This is a genomic window from Haloferula rosea, from assembly GCF_016595525.1.
Classification (GTDB): Bacteria; Verrucomicrobiota; Verrucomicrobiia; order Verrucomicrobiales; family Akkermansiaceae; genus Haloferula; species Haloferula rosea.
Genome location: NZ_JAENII010000009.1, coordinates 82,801 through 99,445, shown reverse-complemented (window position 1 = coordinate 99,445; position 16,645 = coordinate 82,801). Strand labels below are relative to the sequence as shown.

14 protein-coding genes are annotated in these 16,645 nt (G+C 58.1%); all 14 read right to left on the bottom strand.

Annotation, left to right across the window (positions count from 1 at the left end; all coding sequences use genetic code 11):
• Positions 1-22: 22 nt before the first annotated feature.
• The 14 genes from JIN81_RS12450 to JIN81_RS12385 all read right to left on the bottom strand — a co-directional run bounded on the left by JIN81_RS12450 (position 23) and on the right by JIN81_RS12385 (position 16,640).
• Positions 23-823, bottom strand: coding sequence for a glycosyltransferase family 2 protein (locus JIN81_RS12450; RefSeq protein WP_200280009.1), 801 nt, complete (start codon positions 821-823; stop codon positions 23-25).
• Between the two features lie 143 nt (positions 824-966).
• Positions 967-1,545, bottom strand: coding sequence for an alpha-1,2-fucosyltransferase (locus tag JIN81_RS12445; protein ID WP_234044833.1), 579 nt, complete (start codon positions 1,543-1,545; stop codon positions 967-969).
• A 302-nt stretch (positions 1,546-1,847) separates the two neighbouring features.
• A complete protein-coding gene (locus JIN81_RS12440) occupies positions 1,848-4,244 on the bottom strand; it encodes a hypothetical protein (protein ID WP_200280003.1) in 2,397 nt (798 codons plus the stop codon).
• Positions 4,245-4,282: 38 nt separating this feature from the next.
• A complete protein-coding gene (locus JIN81_RS12435; RefSeq protein WP_200280000.1) occupies positions 4,283-5,224 on the bottom strand; it encodes a glycosyltransferase in 942 nt (313 codons plus the stop codon).
• A complete protein-coding gene (locus JIN81_RS12430) occupies positions 5,221-5,964 on the bottom strand; it encodes a class I SAM-dependent methyltransferase (RefSeq protein ID WP_200279997.1) in 744 nt (247 codons plus the stop codon). The genes JIN81_RS12435 and JIN81_RS12430 overlap by 4 nt, the downstream gene beginning before the upstream one ends.
• Before the next feature lie 10 nt (positions 5,965-5,974).
• Positions 5,975-6,379 carry a DUF268 domain-containing protein gene (locus JIN81_RS19065; RefSeq protein ID WP_234044832.1) on the bottom strand — a complete coding sequence of 135 codons (405 nt, stop codon included), beginning with the start codon at positions 6,377-6,379 and terminating at the stop codon, positions 5,975-5,977.
• 411 nt (positions 6,380-6,790) lie between these two features.
• Entirely contained in the window at positions 6,791-7,639 is an 849-nt protein-coding gene (locus JIN81_RS12420; RefSeq protein WP_200279991.1) for a hypothetical protein, read from the bottom strand.
• A gap of 3 nt (positions 7,640-7,642) precedes the next feature.
• On the bottom strand, positions 7,643-9,130 hold the full coding sequence (locus JIN81_RS12415) for an MBOAT family O-acyltransferase (protein WP_200279988.1): 1,488 nt from the start codon (positions 9,128-9,130) through the stop codon (positions 7,643-7,645).
• Between the two features lie 109 nt (positions 9,131-9,239).
• Positions 9,240-10,067: an O-fucosyltransferase family protein gene (locus JIN81_RS12410; protein ID WP_200279985.1), complete on the bottom strand. Its 828-nt coding sequence runs from the start codon at positions 10,065-10,067 to the stop codon at positions 9,240-9,242.
• A 235-nt stretch (positions 10,068-10,302) separates the two neighbouring features.
• Positions 10,303-11,145 (bottom strand): glycosyltransferase family 2 protein, encoded by an 843-nt coding sequence (locus JIN81_RS12405; protein ID WP_200279982.1) that lies wholly within the window; start codon positions 11,143-11,145, stop codon positions 10,303-10,305.
• Entirely contained in the window at positions 11,145-13,517 is a 2,373-nt protein-coding gene (locus tag JIN81_RS12400; RefSeq protein WP_234044830.1) for a glycosyltransferase family 4 protein, read from the bottom strand. Before JIN81_RS12400 ends, JIN81_RS12405 begins: the two co-directional genes overlap by 1 nt.
• A complete protein-coding gene (locus tag JIN81_RS12395) occupies positions 13,510-14,652 on the bottom strand; it encodes a glycosyltransferase family 4 protein (protein ID WP_200279976.1) in 1,143 nt (380 codons plus the stop codon). Before JIN81_RS12395 ends, JIN81_RS12400 begins: the two co-directional genes overlap by 8 nt.
• A gap of 12 nt (positions 14,653-14,664) precedes the next feature.
• Positions 14,665-15,375 carry an FkbM family methyltransferase gene (locus tag JIN81_RS12390; protein WP_200279973.1) on the bottom strand — a complete coding sequence of 237 codons (711 nt, stop codon included), beginning with the start codon at positions 15,373-15,375 and terminating at the stop codon, positions 14,665-14,667.
• The gene (locus JIN81_RS12385) at positions 15,372-16,640 is read right to left on the bottom strand and encodes a glycosyltransferase family 4 protein (RefSeq protein WP_200279970.1); all 1,269 of its coding nucleotides are present in this window, start codon (positions 16,638-16,640) and stop codon (positions 15,372-15,374) included. Before JIN81_RS12385 ends, JIN81_RS12390 begins: the two co-directional genes overlap by 4 nt.
• Positions 16,641-16,645 lie beyond the last annotated feature (5 nt).

Here is a 16,645-nt window from a genome sequence, read left to right as displayed (position 1 = left end):
CGCTGCCGGTCCGAACCGGCAATCAGTGAACAAGCTTCAGAACGCCCTTCCACACCCTTGCCACAACCCAAAGTATCCCGTCCATCAGGCCGTTCAGATAGGGATCCTGAAACAGGGAGACTCCATACGCTCTTCGGATGGCCCGCGATTCCACATGCTGACGTTCCGCCGCCATGATCCGATCCATCTCCCGCGTTCTGCCGAGATGCCGCTGGGATGCGTTGTCCCCGTGCATACGGAAATCCGCCACTTTTACTGGAACATGCCGAAGCTCCAGTCCTGCGTTGGCGAGGCGGGCATAGAATTCCCCATCCATTACGTATCTGAAGTCCTCTCTCAGCCGAAAGCCCGCATCGATCACGCTCGAGCGTCGCAGGAATGCTGCGGTGGATCCGATGAGACACTCGTGATGGATGTGGGCGAAGTTCGACCATCGTGCTGCCGAGACGCTCCTCAGATGCCTCCCGGAAGCGTCGATGAAATCCCAATCACCATAACAGACATCCGCGGACGAGGAAGCCAGGAAGCCGAGCAGTTCGGCAAGCACCCCGTCCTTGAGACGATCGTCAGCATTGAGCCACATCACCCAGTCCCCCTTCGCCCTCCCAAATCCTTTGTTGATCGCATGGGAGATCCCTCGATCGGGTTCGCAAAGCCATTCCACCCCGGGAAAGCGGGCGGCAATTTCCTCACTCTCATCGCTCGATCCCCCATCGAGAACGAGATGCTCCAATGAAACGTCCCGTTGCGATGCAACACTGCTCAGGCAGTCTTCAAGAAACTGCCCGTGGTTCAGGCTGGGTGTGACAATGGAAAAGTGCATCGATCGAGATTCCGGTTGCATCGACGGGTCCGCGGGAAATTGAAGCTGTCCTGAAGTATCAATGTTCCGGCTTGGAGAGGTGACGGGCGGCACGCTCTCTCGAGCCCGCAGACCCGATTTTCGTAAAGGGCAGGCTCTTCGACCTACGACGACCCGGAACGCACCGGCATCAACTGCCAACCCTCAAGCAGCTTTTCCTCGATCGGAGCGTGGATTCCGCGCTCAAACCACACGTCGGGCATCAGGACCTGCTGTCCCGGTTTGGTTCCAAGCCACGCCCCCCACCACGAGAACGTGCTGTTCGCGATAATGTGGTGTGAAGCCAGACTCATCAGATGAAGATCCACCAACGGAGCGAACGGATCCGAGTGCTCATTCACCGAGACGTCCCGGCCATTGAACACGCCGGAACACCATACCGGGTCATCAGAAAACACATGAAACCGAGCCCCCCTGACCGACTCCCGAATCCGGTTCATCGCGCGCAGGTAGTAGTCGTGATCGAGCCGGGCAACGTCGCGATTTCCCACGTAGTCGGATCTCCTCACGTGCACTGCCACCGAAGAGGGTTCCCTCAGACGATCCGCAAGTGCCTCGAATCCGGTCTCAAGCCCAAGACCATCAGTTGCTAATTCCCTTCGCAGCACGGGGTCGATGGCGGAAAAATAGAGAGGACTCTGGAAAAAGCCGAGAACGACGCAGTTTCCGGGAGAGTCCAGCAACCTCCGATCAAAGGAATGATCCTCCGATGGCTCCCGCACGATGGGCTGGCCGAGAAACTCCCAGTGATGCCTTCCGCAAACCTTGTTGAGCACCCTCGATCCGAGGGAAAACGGCCGGACAACTTTTGCTTTCCCCTCAACCACTCCGGGTAGTCGACGAAAAGACTCAACGAATGGCCATGTCCGGCCATTGAACCAAGACCCATCCATTAGGAGAGGCACGTTGTATTTCTCAGCCAGTACGCGGCCAAAGGCATACTGAAAAAGATTGTTCCCCAAACGCCCCAACATCACGACGCGTATCATGTCACGCTTGGAATGGGTCGACTCGGGCACACTCCTACTCGCCCACGGAGAACCACCCAAAGGGTTCCCAAGAGCATGAGCATGATCGAGCCTCCCGTGATCTTGAGGCCCAGCAATCTAAGAGGAGGACGGTAACGCATGCGGACCGTCATCCCCGCCACCTTGGGCTCGAGTTCCATCAGCATGCTCGCATCCTCGGCACGAAGCACCGGACGCCATGACGACGTCTCGCTGGATCGGTATTCCCAGCCCTCCGCTTGATTCTCGGCAATACGAACCCACTTCGACCCAGCAGGCACCTCTAGCTCCCGTGTGTTTTGTTTTCCGCTTGTCTCACGCACTGGCAAGAAACTGCGGCCTTCCCCCGCCAAAAAACCGTCCTTCTGCGAGTCCGTCCGAAACGCGACATACCGCGGCAAGGCCAACGTATTGGCATAGAGTTCCATCGAGGGACTGCTCCATACCTCACGCCATTCCAAGGGAACGTCAGGATTGCCGGGCCATGTGAGGAGATGGGAGACCCCGAAACGGCCCAACTTCTTCGCGTCTCCGGGAGTTTCATTGGGAAGGATCATGCCATCCGGCACCACACTCCCATAGCCCGTGATCGCCTCGATCCCATAGGGCGAAAGTGTGTTCGGAAGAAAAGGAGTCCGAGACATGTGCTCGGTGGGATGAATCAGCACCGTCACCCTGCCGTCACGATCGACATGCTCCCGAAGCGCCGCTACCTCAGGCGTTACGGGAAACAGTGGATACTCGCCGGGATCAGACCATGTGATCCACCGCGTAGCAAAGCAGGTGACCTCAAGCAGTATTGCCGAAAACAACATGACTGATCCAGTCCTCCGTCGACCCAAGGACTTGCTCGCTGTCCACCCAAGTCCCCAAAGTCCCAATGCCAATAGTGTCAGCGGGACCCACTGCTGCGGACTCCAGATAAAGAGGTCGCCGATGAAATTGCTGACCCTCATCTCCATCCAGGCATGAGCACCACCGAACGAGCTATCTCCACCAATAGCCATCACACGGTCCTGCAACGAAGCGAGGAAATCTCCACCAAACCACGCCATCCCCGCACTCCCAATCAGCCATCCCGCTGCCAACACTCCACTCGTCCACGCGGCAACTACGCACAGCCTTCTCCGTGCCTCGTCGCTCGATCGACTCATATAGCCTGCGAAGGCCATCGTTGCACCCAACAGAAACAAGAGAAACAAGCGCTGGTAGAGAAAACGTACCGCTGGGGTCAGCGGCAGCAACAAGCCGACAAGAATCAGTGAACGCTCCAAGGTTCCCGTCTGCCGCCGGCCGATCGCCAGAAATCCGATCAGTGTTGGTAGAAACCCAATGTAGGCGACAAAGAACAGGTTACTCTTGAAGAGCTTGAGCACATCCATTGAGTCGCATCGCCCGAGTACCGAGGGGAAGACTTGGAAGGGATAGGCTGCGAGATTGAACAGCGGTTGGAGCAATCCTTGGGGATAGATGCTGTCATCGGCATGGCCATGGAGCCCCGTGTGCAAGCCCAGTTCGTTGCTCGTCATCAGTGCATCCGTGCATGGGATCAGCATCAGTGCGGCAAGCCCCGAACCTAAAAGACCCCAGACGGCATAACGCCCCAGCAAGGATACTTGGTTCACCCAGTTGCGACGACTCACCTTCCATCCTTCCCAAGCTTCGCTTCCCCAGCAGACAACCACCGCGAGCGCTACGATCGCGACATGTTGTAGGGTCCCGCCAAGGAACGCCAATGCGATGAACACTGGCACCACCCCCCAACTCCACCGCTTGCCGGCACGATATTGATCGATAGACCAAATAATGAGCGGAGCCCAACAAAACGGACCCAGCGCGAAACGGTGGTTGATCCAGGTCACGAACTGCGAGTTCGCGGCGTAAATGAGCCCCCCGGCAACACTCCAAAGGGTGTTCGTGCCCCGTCCACGCAGGAGCAGGACCATGCCAAAGGCTGCGATCAGCACCTGCCCCATCAGACCGAGATGCCACGCCGTCCAGAAATCAAACCATCGATGGAGCTGCATCGTCCAGTCGTCGAACAATGCCATGGTGTCGGCGTAGAGAGCAGTTCCTCCGTAGGTCAAGTCGCTCCAACCCACCCAACCCTCATTCTTATAGCTCTCTGCGGCGAAAATTCGGTACTCCAACAGTACCGTAATGTTGTCCGCCACGAAATGATTCTTCGCGACTCCCGGTTCACCGTCACCCCGCCATGGCTGCATCATCTCATTGGCGAGGTCGAGCGGAGCCATAACCTTTCCGCCAGCCCACCAAGGCGAGAACCAGGCAAGCACGACCGCCAGACAGATCGCCAGACAGACTCCTGTCTGAAGTGCAGGGTGCCCTCCCTTGGTCTTGGTGGTTTCCATCATGTTTGGCGTTTGAAAGCGGGATGACTACAAGCCACATCCTACTTGCTGCGACGGATGGTGAGTCGCTCGAGCTCCAGAAGGCGCAGGTTGATACTGTTGAGAATCAGCCCGACACTTAGCGAGATCATCGAAAGAACCATAAGAGCCGCCGCTAGAATCGCGCTGGGAACGTGATCCACATAGTGGCCCGGATTGGTGAAGTAGTCATGAGTCGGCAGATAGCCCACGGCAAGACCCAGAATCGCCATGATCAACCCCATCGCACCAAACAAGGTGAGCGGCTTATATGACTTGAGGATCAGGAATAATCGCAGAAGAACGAGTGATCCATCCGACCAGGTATTGAGTTTGGAGAAGCTGCCTTCAGGCCGCGTGGAATAGGGTGCGGGAACCTCGCGGATGACCTGTCCACGATACAGCGCCTGCAAGGTCATCTCGGTTTCGACATCGAAGCCCTTTGTCGTGATCGGAATGTGGCGGATGGAATCCCGGCTGAACGCCCGGTAGCCGGAGAAGATGTCCGTCACCTTGGACCCGAACACCCGGTTGATAATGGCGCAGACCATCCGATTACCCGCTAGGTGCATGGGCCGGAAAGACCCATCGCCATGATTCGTGAGCCGTGACGCCACGGTCATGTCGGCATCTCCAAGCAGGATGGGTTCCAGCAACTTGTGCACATGCGAGGCATCATAGGTGTCATCACCATCGACCATGATGACCACGTCTTCCTCAAGTTGCTCGAACATGGTTGCCACCACAAACCCTTTCCCTTGGCGTTTCTCACGACGAACGATGACTCCCGGGAGTGCGGCTGCTTCCGCCGTGCCATCCGTGCAGTTGTTGTCATACACGTAGATCCTCGCATCCGGAAGCTCCCGTTGGAAGTCCTCAACAACCTTCCGAATCGTGAGTGCCTCCTGATAGCAGGGGATGGCCACAGCAATGGATTGGCTCATGGCCTGTTTTTCGGATTTCATGATGCAGCGTCTTGATGGACGATGAGGATGGACTGCCCCACCGGCGGTCGGATAAAGCGCTCGATCTGGGAAACAAGGGGGACGATCCAGCGATCAAAGATCCGAATCTGGGTGTCGCTCTGACCTTCCATCTTTCCCATCTTCGCATTCCACCACCACCCCCAGATTCCGATGAAGTTGTAATACCGCATGAACCCAATCTTTAGCTTGGCGGCGACCGCCAGTTGGCGAGAGTACCGCTTGCTGTATCTGCGATAGTGCCCCAATCGCTTGTCGGTGGGACCAAATGCCCATGGCCCCGCAGGAACAAGCACAACAAGAAAACCACCGGGAGCAAGCCTGCCTTTCAAAGCCATCAGAACCGCACGATCATCCTCGATGTGTTCGAGCACGTTCATCAGAATGATGGTGTCAAAGCGCTCCTCTGAATCCAGCAAACTCCCCAACGACTCCACCGTGCCTCGGATTGGAATGACTCCCTGCAGGTCGTGGGTCTTCTCGACCAATTGACGGAAGCAACCTGCATTGGGTTCCAAGCTGGTCACACTGCGGCCATTGCTGGCAAGCTGCGGAGTGAAATTCCCGATCCCTCCTCCAACCTCCAGCACCCTGCCCCCAAGGAAAGGTTCAACCATTCGGAACTGCCAATCGCGGTAGTTGACTGCCCTCTCCATCTGCCGCAGATCCTCTGCATAGAATGGATCGGTCTCGACTGAGTTGTCGACTTCGTCGCTTTTCATCGATCGTAGCTCAGGGAGCTGAGACCCGCTTTCGAGCCGCGATAATGCCAACCCCAGCGTGGCAGCCGAAGTGGTTCGACACCCCGGCCTTATCGCAGAGCGCCGGAGAAAGCAGTCGGTTGTCATCATCCAACACCACGAATCGTTCGACCTCCCAACCCTCCTCAAACCACCCCAGAAAGGTGGCAGCCGCAAAGACGCGATGAGCATTGAACTCGACACGTTGCGGACCGATAGGAGTCGATAGATAAAGCACTCCGCCCGGTTTCACCATCTCCTTCAACCGGTCAAGGCCCTTCAGATATCCCTTCGGATCGATGGGGTCACCGTACCGACCCAGTCCGAAGTGCTCAATGGTATGGAGACAAGAAAGCGATTCACACGTCTCTCGCCACTCTGCCGGCAAATCACTCATCAAATCCAGGTGATGAAATAGAACCCCCGGAATCGCACCGGGAGCTGGCCGAATGTCAATGACCTCAACCTCACGGAAGACAGCCAAGTGAGTCACGAATCCGTCGATCCGCGAACCTACATCCACATGTTTGGATGGGTCAGCTTCAAGGATCCACCGAGCGACTGTCACATCCTGAAGTAAGTATGCACCAAATCCCCCACTTGCCTCTTCCTTCTCCGTGAGAATCGGAAGCTCTTTCCCCCACGCAAAATCCTGCCCAAGCCCCCCCGAACGGAAGCGTAGCCTATCCTCCAGATACACCGGCCAGCTACGAATCGCAGTGCGGAGCCTGCGAACCCTTAGACCTGACTCACGGAGAATTGATCGAAGGGCCAGGAACATCATATCTCATTCGGACCGGAACTGACATCATCGCGCCTGCCCCGGACTGCTTTCAAACTCGGCAAGCAGGCAGCGGAGCGTGGCGGTCGCACTTTCGCGGTCCATGTGCACACCATCGGTTAGTTTGACGGCACCCTCGGGCAAGCCTCTCGAAAGATCCCAGAATCGCACATCAGCGGTTCGGGCGAGGGCTCTCGGCACCTCGACATTAGGCGCTCCTTCCGGTGCACCTGGCGGAAGGATCACAATTTCCACAACCATCCCCCTAACTTTCAGGCGCGATATCACATCAACCAGCTCAAGCACGAGTTCGACTTCGTCCGGATCTAGGTCTGCGGACGAAACAGGCACAACAGGGGAGCTGACGACTGGTAGAGGCATGCTCTCTGTGGTGTCAAAAGCTCCGACCCGGCTCTCGAGTAGCGCACTGTAGAAGAAGGCTGAGGGTCGGGCCGCTGCACTCAGGAGCGGGAAACGACGTCCCATTGAAAACCAGACGCCATCGAGCGCCTTGGCAACTTCGGATGGAGGCGCTCCCGCAGATTTGTAGAGCGTGTTGCCTTCGACGATCAGAAGCGGAGCACCGGGCAGTCGACCACGATCGATCGCCCGTAGGGCATCGGCCGCACTGCCTCCATCGCAACCGAGATTCGCCACCCCCTCAAACCCGTTGCTCTCATCCGGCAGCCTGCCGGTCAGCGAAGATCCCAGCAGCATGACTCGAGGTTCGATCTTGATTCCAGCCTGAATCCGGCCAATCGAGGAAAAAAAGTTCGACTCGTTCTTACCGGGCCGTCCATCCGCACGCCAGAGCGCGTAGCCCTGGATCGAGAACAGGATTGCCGCTGTGAACAGCAAGCTCGCGAGATATCGCATGGCTCAGAATTGAAAGTAGATGAAACCGCGGGGCGCACCAGGGTTCGTAACGATGAGAAAGAGCATTAGCGCGTGGATGCCGCCCTCGAAGGCAGGGCTCTTGAATCGGGCAGCGACCATCGGCTTGTGCTCGTCGAGCCAACCCCACGCGTGATAGGCGACTACCCAGCTTCCGTAGAAGATAAGGGAAAAAGGCGGAGGCCCCGAAAAGCCCATATTGCCGGATCCCACTCCCTTGAAGAAGGCGAAGATACTTGCCATGTCGGGCATCATGAAGGTCAGCCACAGGAAAGTGACGACGTTGAAGGTTACCGCCCAGCCAAACACCTTGGGAATCACCCGGGCTTGGGTCGTCGACGTTCCGGTCCGTCCCGCACGGCGCAGCCAGGCGCGTTCAATGGCGAGGCAGACGCCGTGCAAGGTTCCCCACAACGCAAACTTCCACGCTGCCCCGTGCCAGATCCCACCGAGAAACATCACGAGAAACAGGTTGAAATAGGTTCGCCCCGAACCCTTCCGGTTTCCGCCCAAGGGAATGTAAAGATAATCGCGGAGCCATGATGACAAAGACATGTGCCAACGCCGCCAAAACTCTGTGATGCTCGTCGAGAGATAGGGAAACCGAAAGTTCTCGGGCAGTCGATAACCGAACATGGCACCAAGACCGATCGCGATCAACGAATAGCCCGCGAAATCCGCAAAGATCTGGAGTGAGTAGCCATACAGCAAACTCAACAGCACAATCGGTCCGAACCGCTCGAGTGAAAGCCCCAGCGACGACAACCGAACGGTATGTTCCGCGAGGTTGTCGGCAACGAAGATCTTGAGGAAGTAGCCCAAGATGAGACATCGACGCACCGTCCGCCAGTCGACGTCGCCGAAGCACTTCGCCCCGATCTGATCGACGAACTCGTGGGCCTTGACGATGGGACCCGCGACGAGCTGGGGAAAAAAGGAAATGTAGAAACTGGCGTCCCGAACCGCTCCGATTCTCCCCGATCCACGTCTCCCGAGGTGCTCGGCCGTCGTGTCGCTTACGTCGCCCCTCCACACGTCCACCACCAAGCTGATTCCCTGGAACGTGTAAAAAGAGATCCCGACCGGAAGCGGGATGTCCGAGAGCCAATCGACCACCCCGTCCGAGACGAGTCCGTCCGGCAGCGAGGAAACGAGGAATCCGGCATACTTGAAGGCAGCTAGCAGGCCAAGATTCAGCATCACGGTGGCGAAGAGCCAACGCTTCGCCCGGCACTGTCCAGCGGAACCGACGGCCTTCCACGACAGGATGCGCTCCACCGCAAGCGCGTTCAGCAGGCAGGAGAACCCGAGCAACGCAAGCAAACGCGGGTTCTCCCAAGCATAGAAGACAGCGCTTCCTGCAAGTAGGACGGACACCTGCCAGACCCGCCGAGCCCTCCAACCTACGGGAACGTAGTAGAGGGCGAGGACCAGCCCCAGCAGAATCAGGAACTCCCAGCTGTTGAAAAGCATGATGCCTATTGTTGCTTGCAACCTCGATTGAGGCCTTCGACGGGCTTTGGAGTGTCGTTAACCATCGACGCTAACTGTGGTGACGCTCATCGTCCGCTCCAAAACCACTTCAGTCCGGACCACCCACGGACCGAACTGCCGAAACCATCGATCCTTCAGCAATGCTTCCATCCGATTCTGCAAGAATCCATTGATCGGACTCCGGGTAGGCATGCCAAAAGTCCCGCGGACACACCCTGATTCCCTTCGACATGAGGGCCGGCTTGTACGAAAACGAACTTTTGCTCGTGATCAGAAGATCCGAGTGAACCATGTGCAGAAAGGATTCCTCGGCAGACATCTCGAGGCAGAGGCGAAGGTTCTCGAATCCGGAGAAGTCGGCAAAGTCCTCGGCCTGTCCTTGGGAGAAGAGAAATATCTCGATCGGCCTCTGGGTCTTGAGGTTGGCGAGCACATTTCCCAGCACCTTGCGGAAGTAGTCGTTGTCCTGCCACCGGAGCTGGTGATTGGAGTTGCCCTCGAGTTGTCCTTGGACGATGTCGCCGCGGCGCACGTGGACCGCGATGGAGAAACTGTCGGGGGAATACTGGACTCGATCATTCTGCCTCGCCTTGGCCTGGTGGAACTTTCTCCGAAGATCATCCATCACTCCGATATGATCCTTGTAAGGCTGGTTCGCATGCAGTTGGAACACGACCTTCCCATCGCTGTAGGACGAAATGATCCTTCGGATGAGGTCAAGATCCTCCCCGTTCGCTTCGCGGAAGGGCGGGAGTTTCACGATCCGGTATCCTTTGCCTGATACCAGTGCCTCAACCCCAACTTCATCCTCTCCGAAGCCGAGGAACCGCTCCCACCGGGGAGACGTAAAACTCCAATGGGCAAAGCGAAGTCCGAACTGCTTCGCCCACCAATAGCCTGCGATCCAATTCGCCATTTGGTGCCCGATCCCGGCACCCCGACTCGGAACCGCACCCATGTGATTATCGGGATGACCGCCGACAGCTCGCCCACCTTTCAATCGGTGATGCCAATACGACCTGAACGTCAGCGGATACCATCGGGATCTTCGGATCCCCTGCCGAACAGGACCCCATGTATGCTTCCGGAGTTGCTTGGCGATCTCTTTGAGACTCATGTGAACCGACGCCTTCCTTTCAATAACCTCCACCTCATCGCCCCAGGATCACCTTGACATAAGGACTGAGGGTCCTCAACAGCCACTTGGAACCTGAATTTCTACGGTTGAACACCAGCCACTCCCTGAACGGGAGTCCTTTGGGACTGCACAGGATTTGCAGCCTCCGGAGGCGACCGAGACTGCGATCGCGCCAGCTGCCCGTCATCGGATTCCGGTCGCATGACCCGAGGAAACCAGGGCTCTGCAAAACTTCGACCCCGTTCTTGGAAGCTTGATAGCCATAATCGAAATCGCCCATGCCATGAGTGTATGTGCTGTGCAACATCCCCAATTCCTTGAATACAGCTCGGGGAACAAGTACCGCATTGCCATTGAAGGTGTCACACCGCTCCGGAGACCCGGTGGGATGTACAAGCCCTTCTCCCATTCGAATCCCTCCATAGGTCGGTCGGCCTTCCCTGCCATCGTGGATCGCTGCTACGGCGATAACGCGGGCCTCCGCCGAGCGCACCATGCAAAGCAGCATGGAAATTGCATCGGGTTCTAGCAAGGTGTCGTCATTTGCCAGGAGGTAGAACTCCGGATCCTCTTCGGCTGCGATGCTCCAAGCGAGCCGCATGCCCCCGCACCAATAAAGCGCACCATTGCCCACGATGATTCGGGCATCGGGGAACTCGAGCCTCACTGCTTCACTTGTCCCATCGTCGGAGCCATCGTCCACGAGGAACACACTGAGGCGGCAGCCCGGAGAAAGCCTCTGGCCTGCCAGCCGTCGGAGACACAGAAGCGTCTGATCCCTGCGATTGTGACAGGTCATAAGCACGGCGATCTGACCGAGAGCCTCTGAATCCGCAGCGTGGTGGCTTGCACTCATTAGTCCTTCATTGCCACATCGGCGACGATCTTCTCAAAGGCATCCTTCCAGCTTTCCGGACACGCATTTCTGACGAGCCATTCATGACCCTGCCTGCCCATCAGTTTCCGGCCTTCCCGACCCATGTTCTCGAGAAGGATCACGTCCTCAGCCAGCTTCCGGTGATCGCCGGGATCATGAAGAAAACCGGTCACTTCTGGCACCACGGTCTCCTCGAGCCCGCCCGAGCGCGCTGCAAGCACCGGTCGACCTTGCTCGTATGCCTCGTAGACAATCAGGCCGAGAGGCTCCCACCAGATCGAAGGGGCGATCAGGGCCCTTGCTCCGGCAATTAGGCGATCCTTGGCCTCCCCGTCGACGAAACCGATGCAATGGATCGTGCGGTTGTTCAAGGTCAGTTTGTGGAGCTTGGCCTCCTCCGGGCCCGAGCCGGCAATCAGAAGCGGCGGGCAGCTTGTGCCCAGGCGGTCAGCAAGCAGCCGCCAGGCCTCGAGCAGGACGGCAATCCCTTTCTCCGGAACAAGCCGACCAATGTAGAGATAGTAGTCACCCTCGGAATCGCTCGGCTCGATCCCCCTCGAATGCCAGCAGTGTCGCAGCCCGGTGACACGATCTGGGGGCACCCCCGCCTCAACGAATTTCCTCGCCATGAAATCGGACACCGTGACCCATCTTCGAATGGCCTCCAGTCCCCCTTTTCGTCTCAACCGGCGAAAGTGCCAACCCAGTAATGCCGTCTTGATGATGGAGCCTTCCCACGCACCGTGAAGGATCTCGGGCCACGTATTACCTCTCAGCGCATCATCCCTTACCGCTCCCTGAAACCATAGGGTTCCCGAAATACTGAAAGGCCTGAAATTGTGGGCGAACTGGATGACCGGAACACCCAACGACTGGGCCTCGAAGTAGAGGCCGAGGGAGGCAACCGGGATGACGTTGTGAAACACGAGCACGTCGGGACGGTGTTCGATCACCGCTTCCCGCAGGATGCGCCGGGTGTGAGGGTTGTCCCACATTCGGGTCGCCTGGACGAGCCGGTTCGGCTTTCCTCGCCCGACCCAGGCACGACTGTGGAATCGAAGGTCATGGATCTCGAACCTTTCGCTGCACAGGCGGACCATCTCGTTGACCCAGACCTCCTCCCCTCCGCGGTCGAGATACTGATTGAAAACCTGAATGATTCTCCACTTTGCCTTCCGCTGGGTAGCTTCGCTGGGAGCAGCCACTTGCGAGGCACCGTTGCCGACCACCCGTCGAATCTCCGAGGCCACTCGCTCGAGAAACCGACTGGGAAGGTATCGTTGCTGATAGAAGCTCTGTGAACACTTGGCCGTGTCCCTTCTGTCGTCGCGACGTTGCTCCCACGTCTCGATCGCCCGGCTGAAGCCTGCAATGTCCCTGACCGGGCAGAGAGTCGACTGGTCGCAACCTTTGAGGAGCGAGGGAATCCCACGCCATTGGGTCGTCACCACCGGCAACCCTGAGCCGAGGGCCTCGATCAAGACCAACGGAAAGGCTTCCGAAGCGTAGTGGGTCGGGAAGAAGAACAGATCCGCACGATGATAGGCCGCCCATTTCTCGTCGCCTGTGAGTTGGCCCACGACCTCGACCATGTCCGAAACTTCACATTCCTCGATCAGGGCCTCGGCCTCAGCCTCAAATTCGGGAGAAAACCACGCCCCAACCAATCTGAAGCGATAGCGCTCACGCGCACCTCTCTCGGCAAGATGCGCTGCGGTCCGGATGACCTCGAGAACCCCCTTCCCCTCCTGCAGACTACCAACAAACAGGACTTCGAACCGGTCCGATACGCACTGCCGGGCTTCGGGCGGATTGGGAACGTCGACCCCGTAGGGACACCACAAGCCGCGACGTGCTTCGAACAGGACCCGGGGCGACGGGGTTTCGTCGGCAACTTCAAGGCTGAGGTCAGCACGATGATAGACACGGGATGCCATCCACCGCCGGAGCGCGGACGTGGATACCCAGTCCGCCAGTCCACCCGCGTGATAGATGAAAACGGTCGATCCCGCATGACGACGAGTCAGACTCAGATAGATGAAGTCCCGAATGAAGGGAACCCACTGTGGACTGGCCGGGGGATAGAACAGGACTGATCCCGGGTTGGCACGCAGCCAGCCGCGCGTCCTTCGGATCAGGTGGAGGAGGTGCATGACCTTGCCGAGACGGAAGTGACCGATCACCTCCATCGAACCCGAATAGGCCATCCTCAGCGTACACACCCGGAATCCCTGCCAATGGTGCTTGAACAGCATGCGCGTGGCGATCGCCTGACCATGCCAGGGTGGCGGCAGCTGCCCCACAATCAGCATGGCTGGACGCCCATCCTCATCTTTTCCCGCGTCACGCATGACCTGCCTCCTTGATTCCTGAAACCTCGAGGGCTTCCATGATCCCGTCGGCAAACCGACGAATCATGCCTGAAAGGTGATGCTGCTCTGCGGACTCAAGGGCAGCCGCCGAGAGTTTCTCAACCTTTTCGGGTCGAGAGAGCAGGTCGATGACGGCACGGGCGTAAGTCCCACTGTCCTCGCCACAATCCACCTTGAGCCCGTTAACTCCGCTCTTCAGATAGTCAATCTCCGGGCTATGGTTGGGATAGTCCGTGGTAACCATCGGCACGCCGAAGAGAAAGGTGTCAACCACCACCAGACCCACAAGGCCAGGCATCAGAAGCAACTCGGACAACTCCCAATACACCGCCTTCTCCCGGTCACGAAGTGGGCCCAGATGATGAATCCAAGGATGGCTTACCGAAGCCTGCTTGATCATGTCGGCTTGGGGGCCGTCGCCCATCACCAACAGATGAAAATCCGGGATCGCTTCCTTTATCTGCTTCGCAGCAGCAAGGAGAAAGGGAATCCGCTTCCGATCGTACAGCGCGCCCGCATAGAGTGCCACCGGCCCGTCCCCGATTCCAAGCTTTGCCCTGGCCGTCACGAGATCTGCTTCAGAAACCTCGGCCCGTACCGACTTGATGGTCGCCGTATCAACCGTGTTCCCGACCACCGTGATCCGCCCGGGATCAAATCCGAGAGCACCAACCACTTCCGCACTCAGATCGTTGTAGGCGAACCACCAGTCGACGCGTCGGGAAAGAAGCGCCTTGATCCGCTCGGAAACGCTATTGGGATTCTCCGCCTGAAAATTCCTACCATGTCCCCAATAGGCAAAGACCGGGCGACGTGCGAATCTCGAGGTGAGCCAAAGAAGGTGACAACGCAAATATTTTATCTCCTGGGGCACGATGATCAGACGACTGCCGGCGCAAGCCCCGGCAAGTGCATGCCAGGCAAAGGGGCCAAACCGTCGGATATCGACCCCTGTCGCCCATGGCAGCGGTGTCGTAATCATCCTCGAGTCGCTCTTGCGGCCATAGACCAGAGCGAGGCTTAGCCCGCGATCCAATAGACTGGCTCGAAGTCCTTCGAAGAAGGCCACCCGGTAGTGGGGCAGGTGCTCCTGAATGATGACGACGTCAGCCATGCGCGTTCCGACTCAGGAATGACTATCACTTCGGACAAAAAGCACTTCATGCCCGCGCTCCGATGTCCATGCGATCGAAAACCCCCGCGCCTCCAAAGCCTTGATCGCATTCCTGGTATCATCGAGGTCGAAGGAAGACATCCAATGGTGGAACTCGATCAACAGCACGTGGACCCGGCTGAGTCGATCAGGATCACGACACAGGTCCTCGATCACCGGATACTCAGCACCCTCGATATCCATCTTCAGCACGTCGACACGATCATGCCCCAGATCGTCCATGATCGATCCGAGGCAACGGACCGGCGCCATGATGCACTCACCGGATGTCGTGTCGGAAGGACGACAGCTTGCAGACACGAAGTCAGGGTTCGAAGGGAGCCACAGCTCGATGTCGCCGTCCTCATCGGCCAAGCCATAAGGGTGAAGGACGAATCGGGGCTCTCGCACATTTTGCTCAGCCCAAGCGAGGGATTTCGGGGTCGGATCGAATCCGTGGACGCGACAGCCACTTTCGGCAATCAGTTCCAGATCCCAAGAAGCATTCTCTCCGATGCCGAAGGAGTAGACAACGGACTCGGCCGTCACCCAAGTGGCGGGGACCGCCCATCCCTCATAGCGGCTGCCATGATAGGTCAGGGGGACCTTGATTGACGGACGGAGATAGAGATCGCGGCCGAGCAAGTGCTTAACAGCCAACTTAATGCGGGAAACGGCACTCATGTCAAAATTTCAGCTTCGTAGGCATCCGCAATGCGATCCCCGAGTCGCTCCCAACTGAGCTCAACCGAACGGGCGATGGCACCCTTGCTCAGTCTCGTCAACTCTCCCGAATCCTCCATCAATCTGAGGATTGAGGAACGAAACGAGCGGATGCTGGACTCCGGATCCCTGAGCGGGACCTTCACTCCGCAGTTCTCGTCAACCGCCGTGCCCATCCCGCAGGCGTCATGACAGAGCACCGGCAACCCGGAAGCGAGTGCTTCAAGCACCACATGGGGCGTGCCCTCCTTGATCGCCGTGTGGACAAACAGGTGCGAATCCGCCATCCGACCGCTGACGAGGTGGTGGTCGATCCGACCATGCCAGACGACGCGCTCTCCAAGGCCAAGATCTCGGGCAAGCGCCTCGCAGCGGCTGCGCTCGGGACCGTCCCCAACGACATGAAGGATCGGGGCCGCATCGCCGTCGATTCCTGCGATCGCCCGCAACAGAAGTGGAATGCCCTTCCGGTCTTCGACCAGCCCACACCAGATCAGCCGAAGCGCTTCACCGGCAATGGGCTTCCTCGGGACCGCTTGGGGGTCCGGGGTGGATCCCGTTTCAATCATGGTCTCCGCCTCGAATCCCCAAACATCCTCGACCATCCGCCGGTCCTCCTCGGTCACTGCCCAGATCTTGGCGGCGTGGGCAGCGGTCCGGCGGGAACGGGAAGGAAGTCGCATCTGCATCCCGTTGAGGAGATTACGCGTTATATGACGATAGATGCCGGCTTTCCCGAACTGGGAGAAGAATCTCCATGGCGTCATCACCGCCCCGTTGATCGGTCCCCAGAAGAATGGAACACCGAGCTTCCAAAGCTCTCCAGGCTCGCGATAGCCGATGATGGTGAGATGATGCACAAGGTCGAAAGGCTGATCCTCATGAAGCATTCTGGCGGCTTCAAGAGCAAGCTTCTGCCAGCGCCGATAAGCTGCGTAATAGAGAAACCAGAGTCCCTTGCGGGAATGCCAGTCGTGGACACGGATCGTCTTCGGGTCGGGCGGAACATGGACCAGGGTGAGCCCCTCGATCCCCTCCGGGTTCTCCTCCCGCCACCGCTGCCAATCGGCTTGAGCCGGGAGCTCCGACGACAGGTCTCCGGTCACCACTGTCACGTCGTGACGCCTTGCAAGCTGCCGGGCAATGTTCCATCCCACCGCTGACTCGCTGCCCCGATAGGGAGAGCAGTAATACGCGGAAAGAAGGATCCTGAGTCGTCTGCTCATTGAGC

Coding starts and splice junctions, on each gene's coding strand:
- JIN81_RS12450 (WP_200280009.1), bottom strand. CDS start 823: ATGCACTTTTCCATTGTCACACCCAGCCTGAACCACGGGCAGTTTCTT.
- JIN81_RS12440 (WP_200280003.1), bottom strand. CDS start 4,244: ATGATGGAAACCACCAAGACCAAGGGAGGGCACCCTGCACTTCAGACA.
- JIN81_RS12435 (WP_200280000.1), bottom strand. CDS start 5,224: ATGAAATCCGAAAAACAGGCCATGAGCCAATCCATTGCTGTGGCCATC.
- JIN81_RS12430 (WP_200279997.1), bottom strand. CDS start 5,964: ATGAAAAGCGACGAAGTCGACAACTCAGTCGAGACCGATCCATTCTAT.
- JIN81_RS19065 (WP_234044832.1), bottom strand. CDS start 6,379: ATGAGTGATTTGCCGGCAGAGTGGCGAGAGACGTGTGAATCGCTTTCT.
- JIN81_RS12420 (WP_200279991.1), bottom strand. CDS start 7,639: ATGCGATATCTCGCGAGCTTGCTGTTCACAGCGGCAATCCTGTTCTCG.
- JIN81_RS12415 (WP_200279988.1), bottom strand. CDS start 9,130: ATGCTTTTCAACAGCTGGGAGTTCCTGATTCTGCTGGGGCTGGTCCTC.
- JIN81_RS12410 (WP_200279985.1), bottom strand. CDS start 10,067: ATGGCGAATTGGATCGCAGGCTATTGGTGGGCGAAGCAGTTCGGACTT.
- JIN81_RS12405 (WP_200279982.1), bottom strand. CDS start 11,145: ATGAGTGCAAGCCACCACGCTGCGGATTCAGAGGCTCTCGGTCAGATC.
- JIN81_RS12400 (WP_234044830.1), bottom strand. CDS start 13,517: ATGCGTGACGCGGGAAAAGATGAGGATGGGCGTCCAGCCATGCTGATT.
- JIN81_RS12395 (WP_200279976.1), bottom strand. CDS start 14,652: ATGGCTGACGTCGTCATCATTCAGGAGCACCTGCCCCACTACCGGGTG.
- JIN81_RS12390 (WP_200279973.1), bottom strand. CDS start 15,375: ATGAGTGCCGTTTCCCGCATTAAGTTGGCTGTTAAGCACTTGCTCGGC.
- JIN81_RS12385 (WP_200279970.1), bottom strand. CDS start 16,640: ATGAGCAGACGACTCAGGATCCTTCTTTCCGCGTATTACTGCTCTCCC.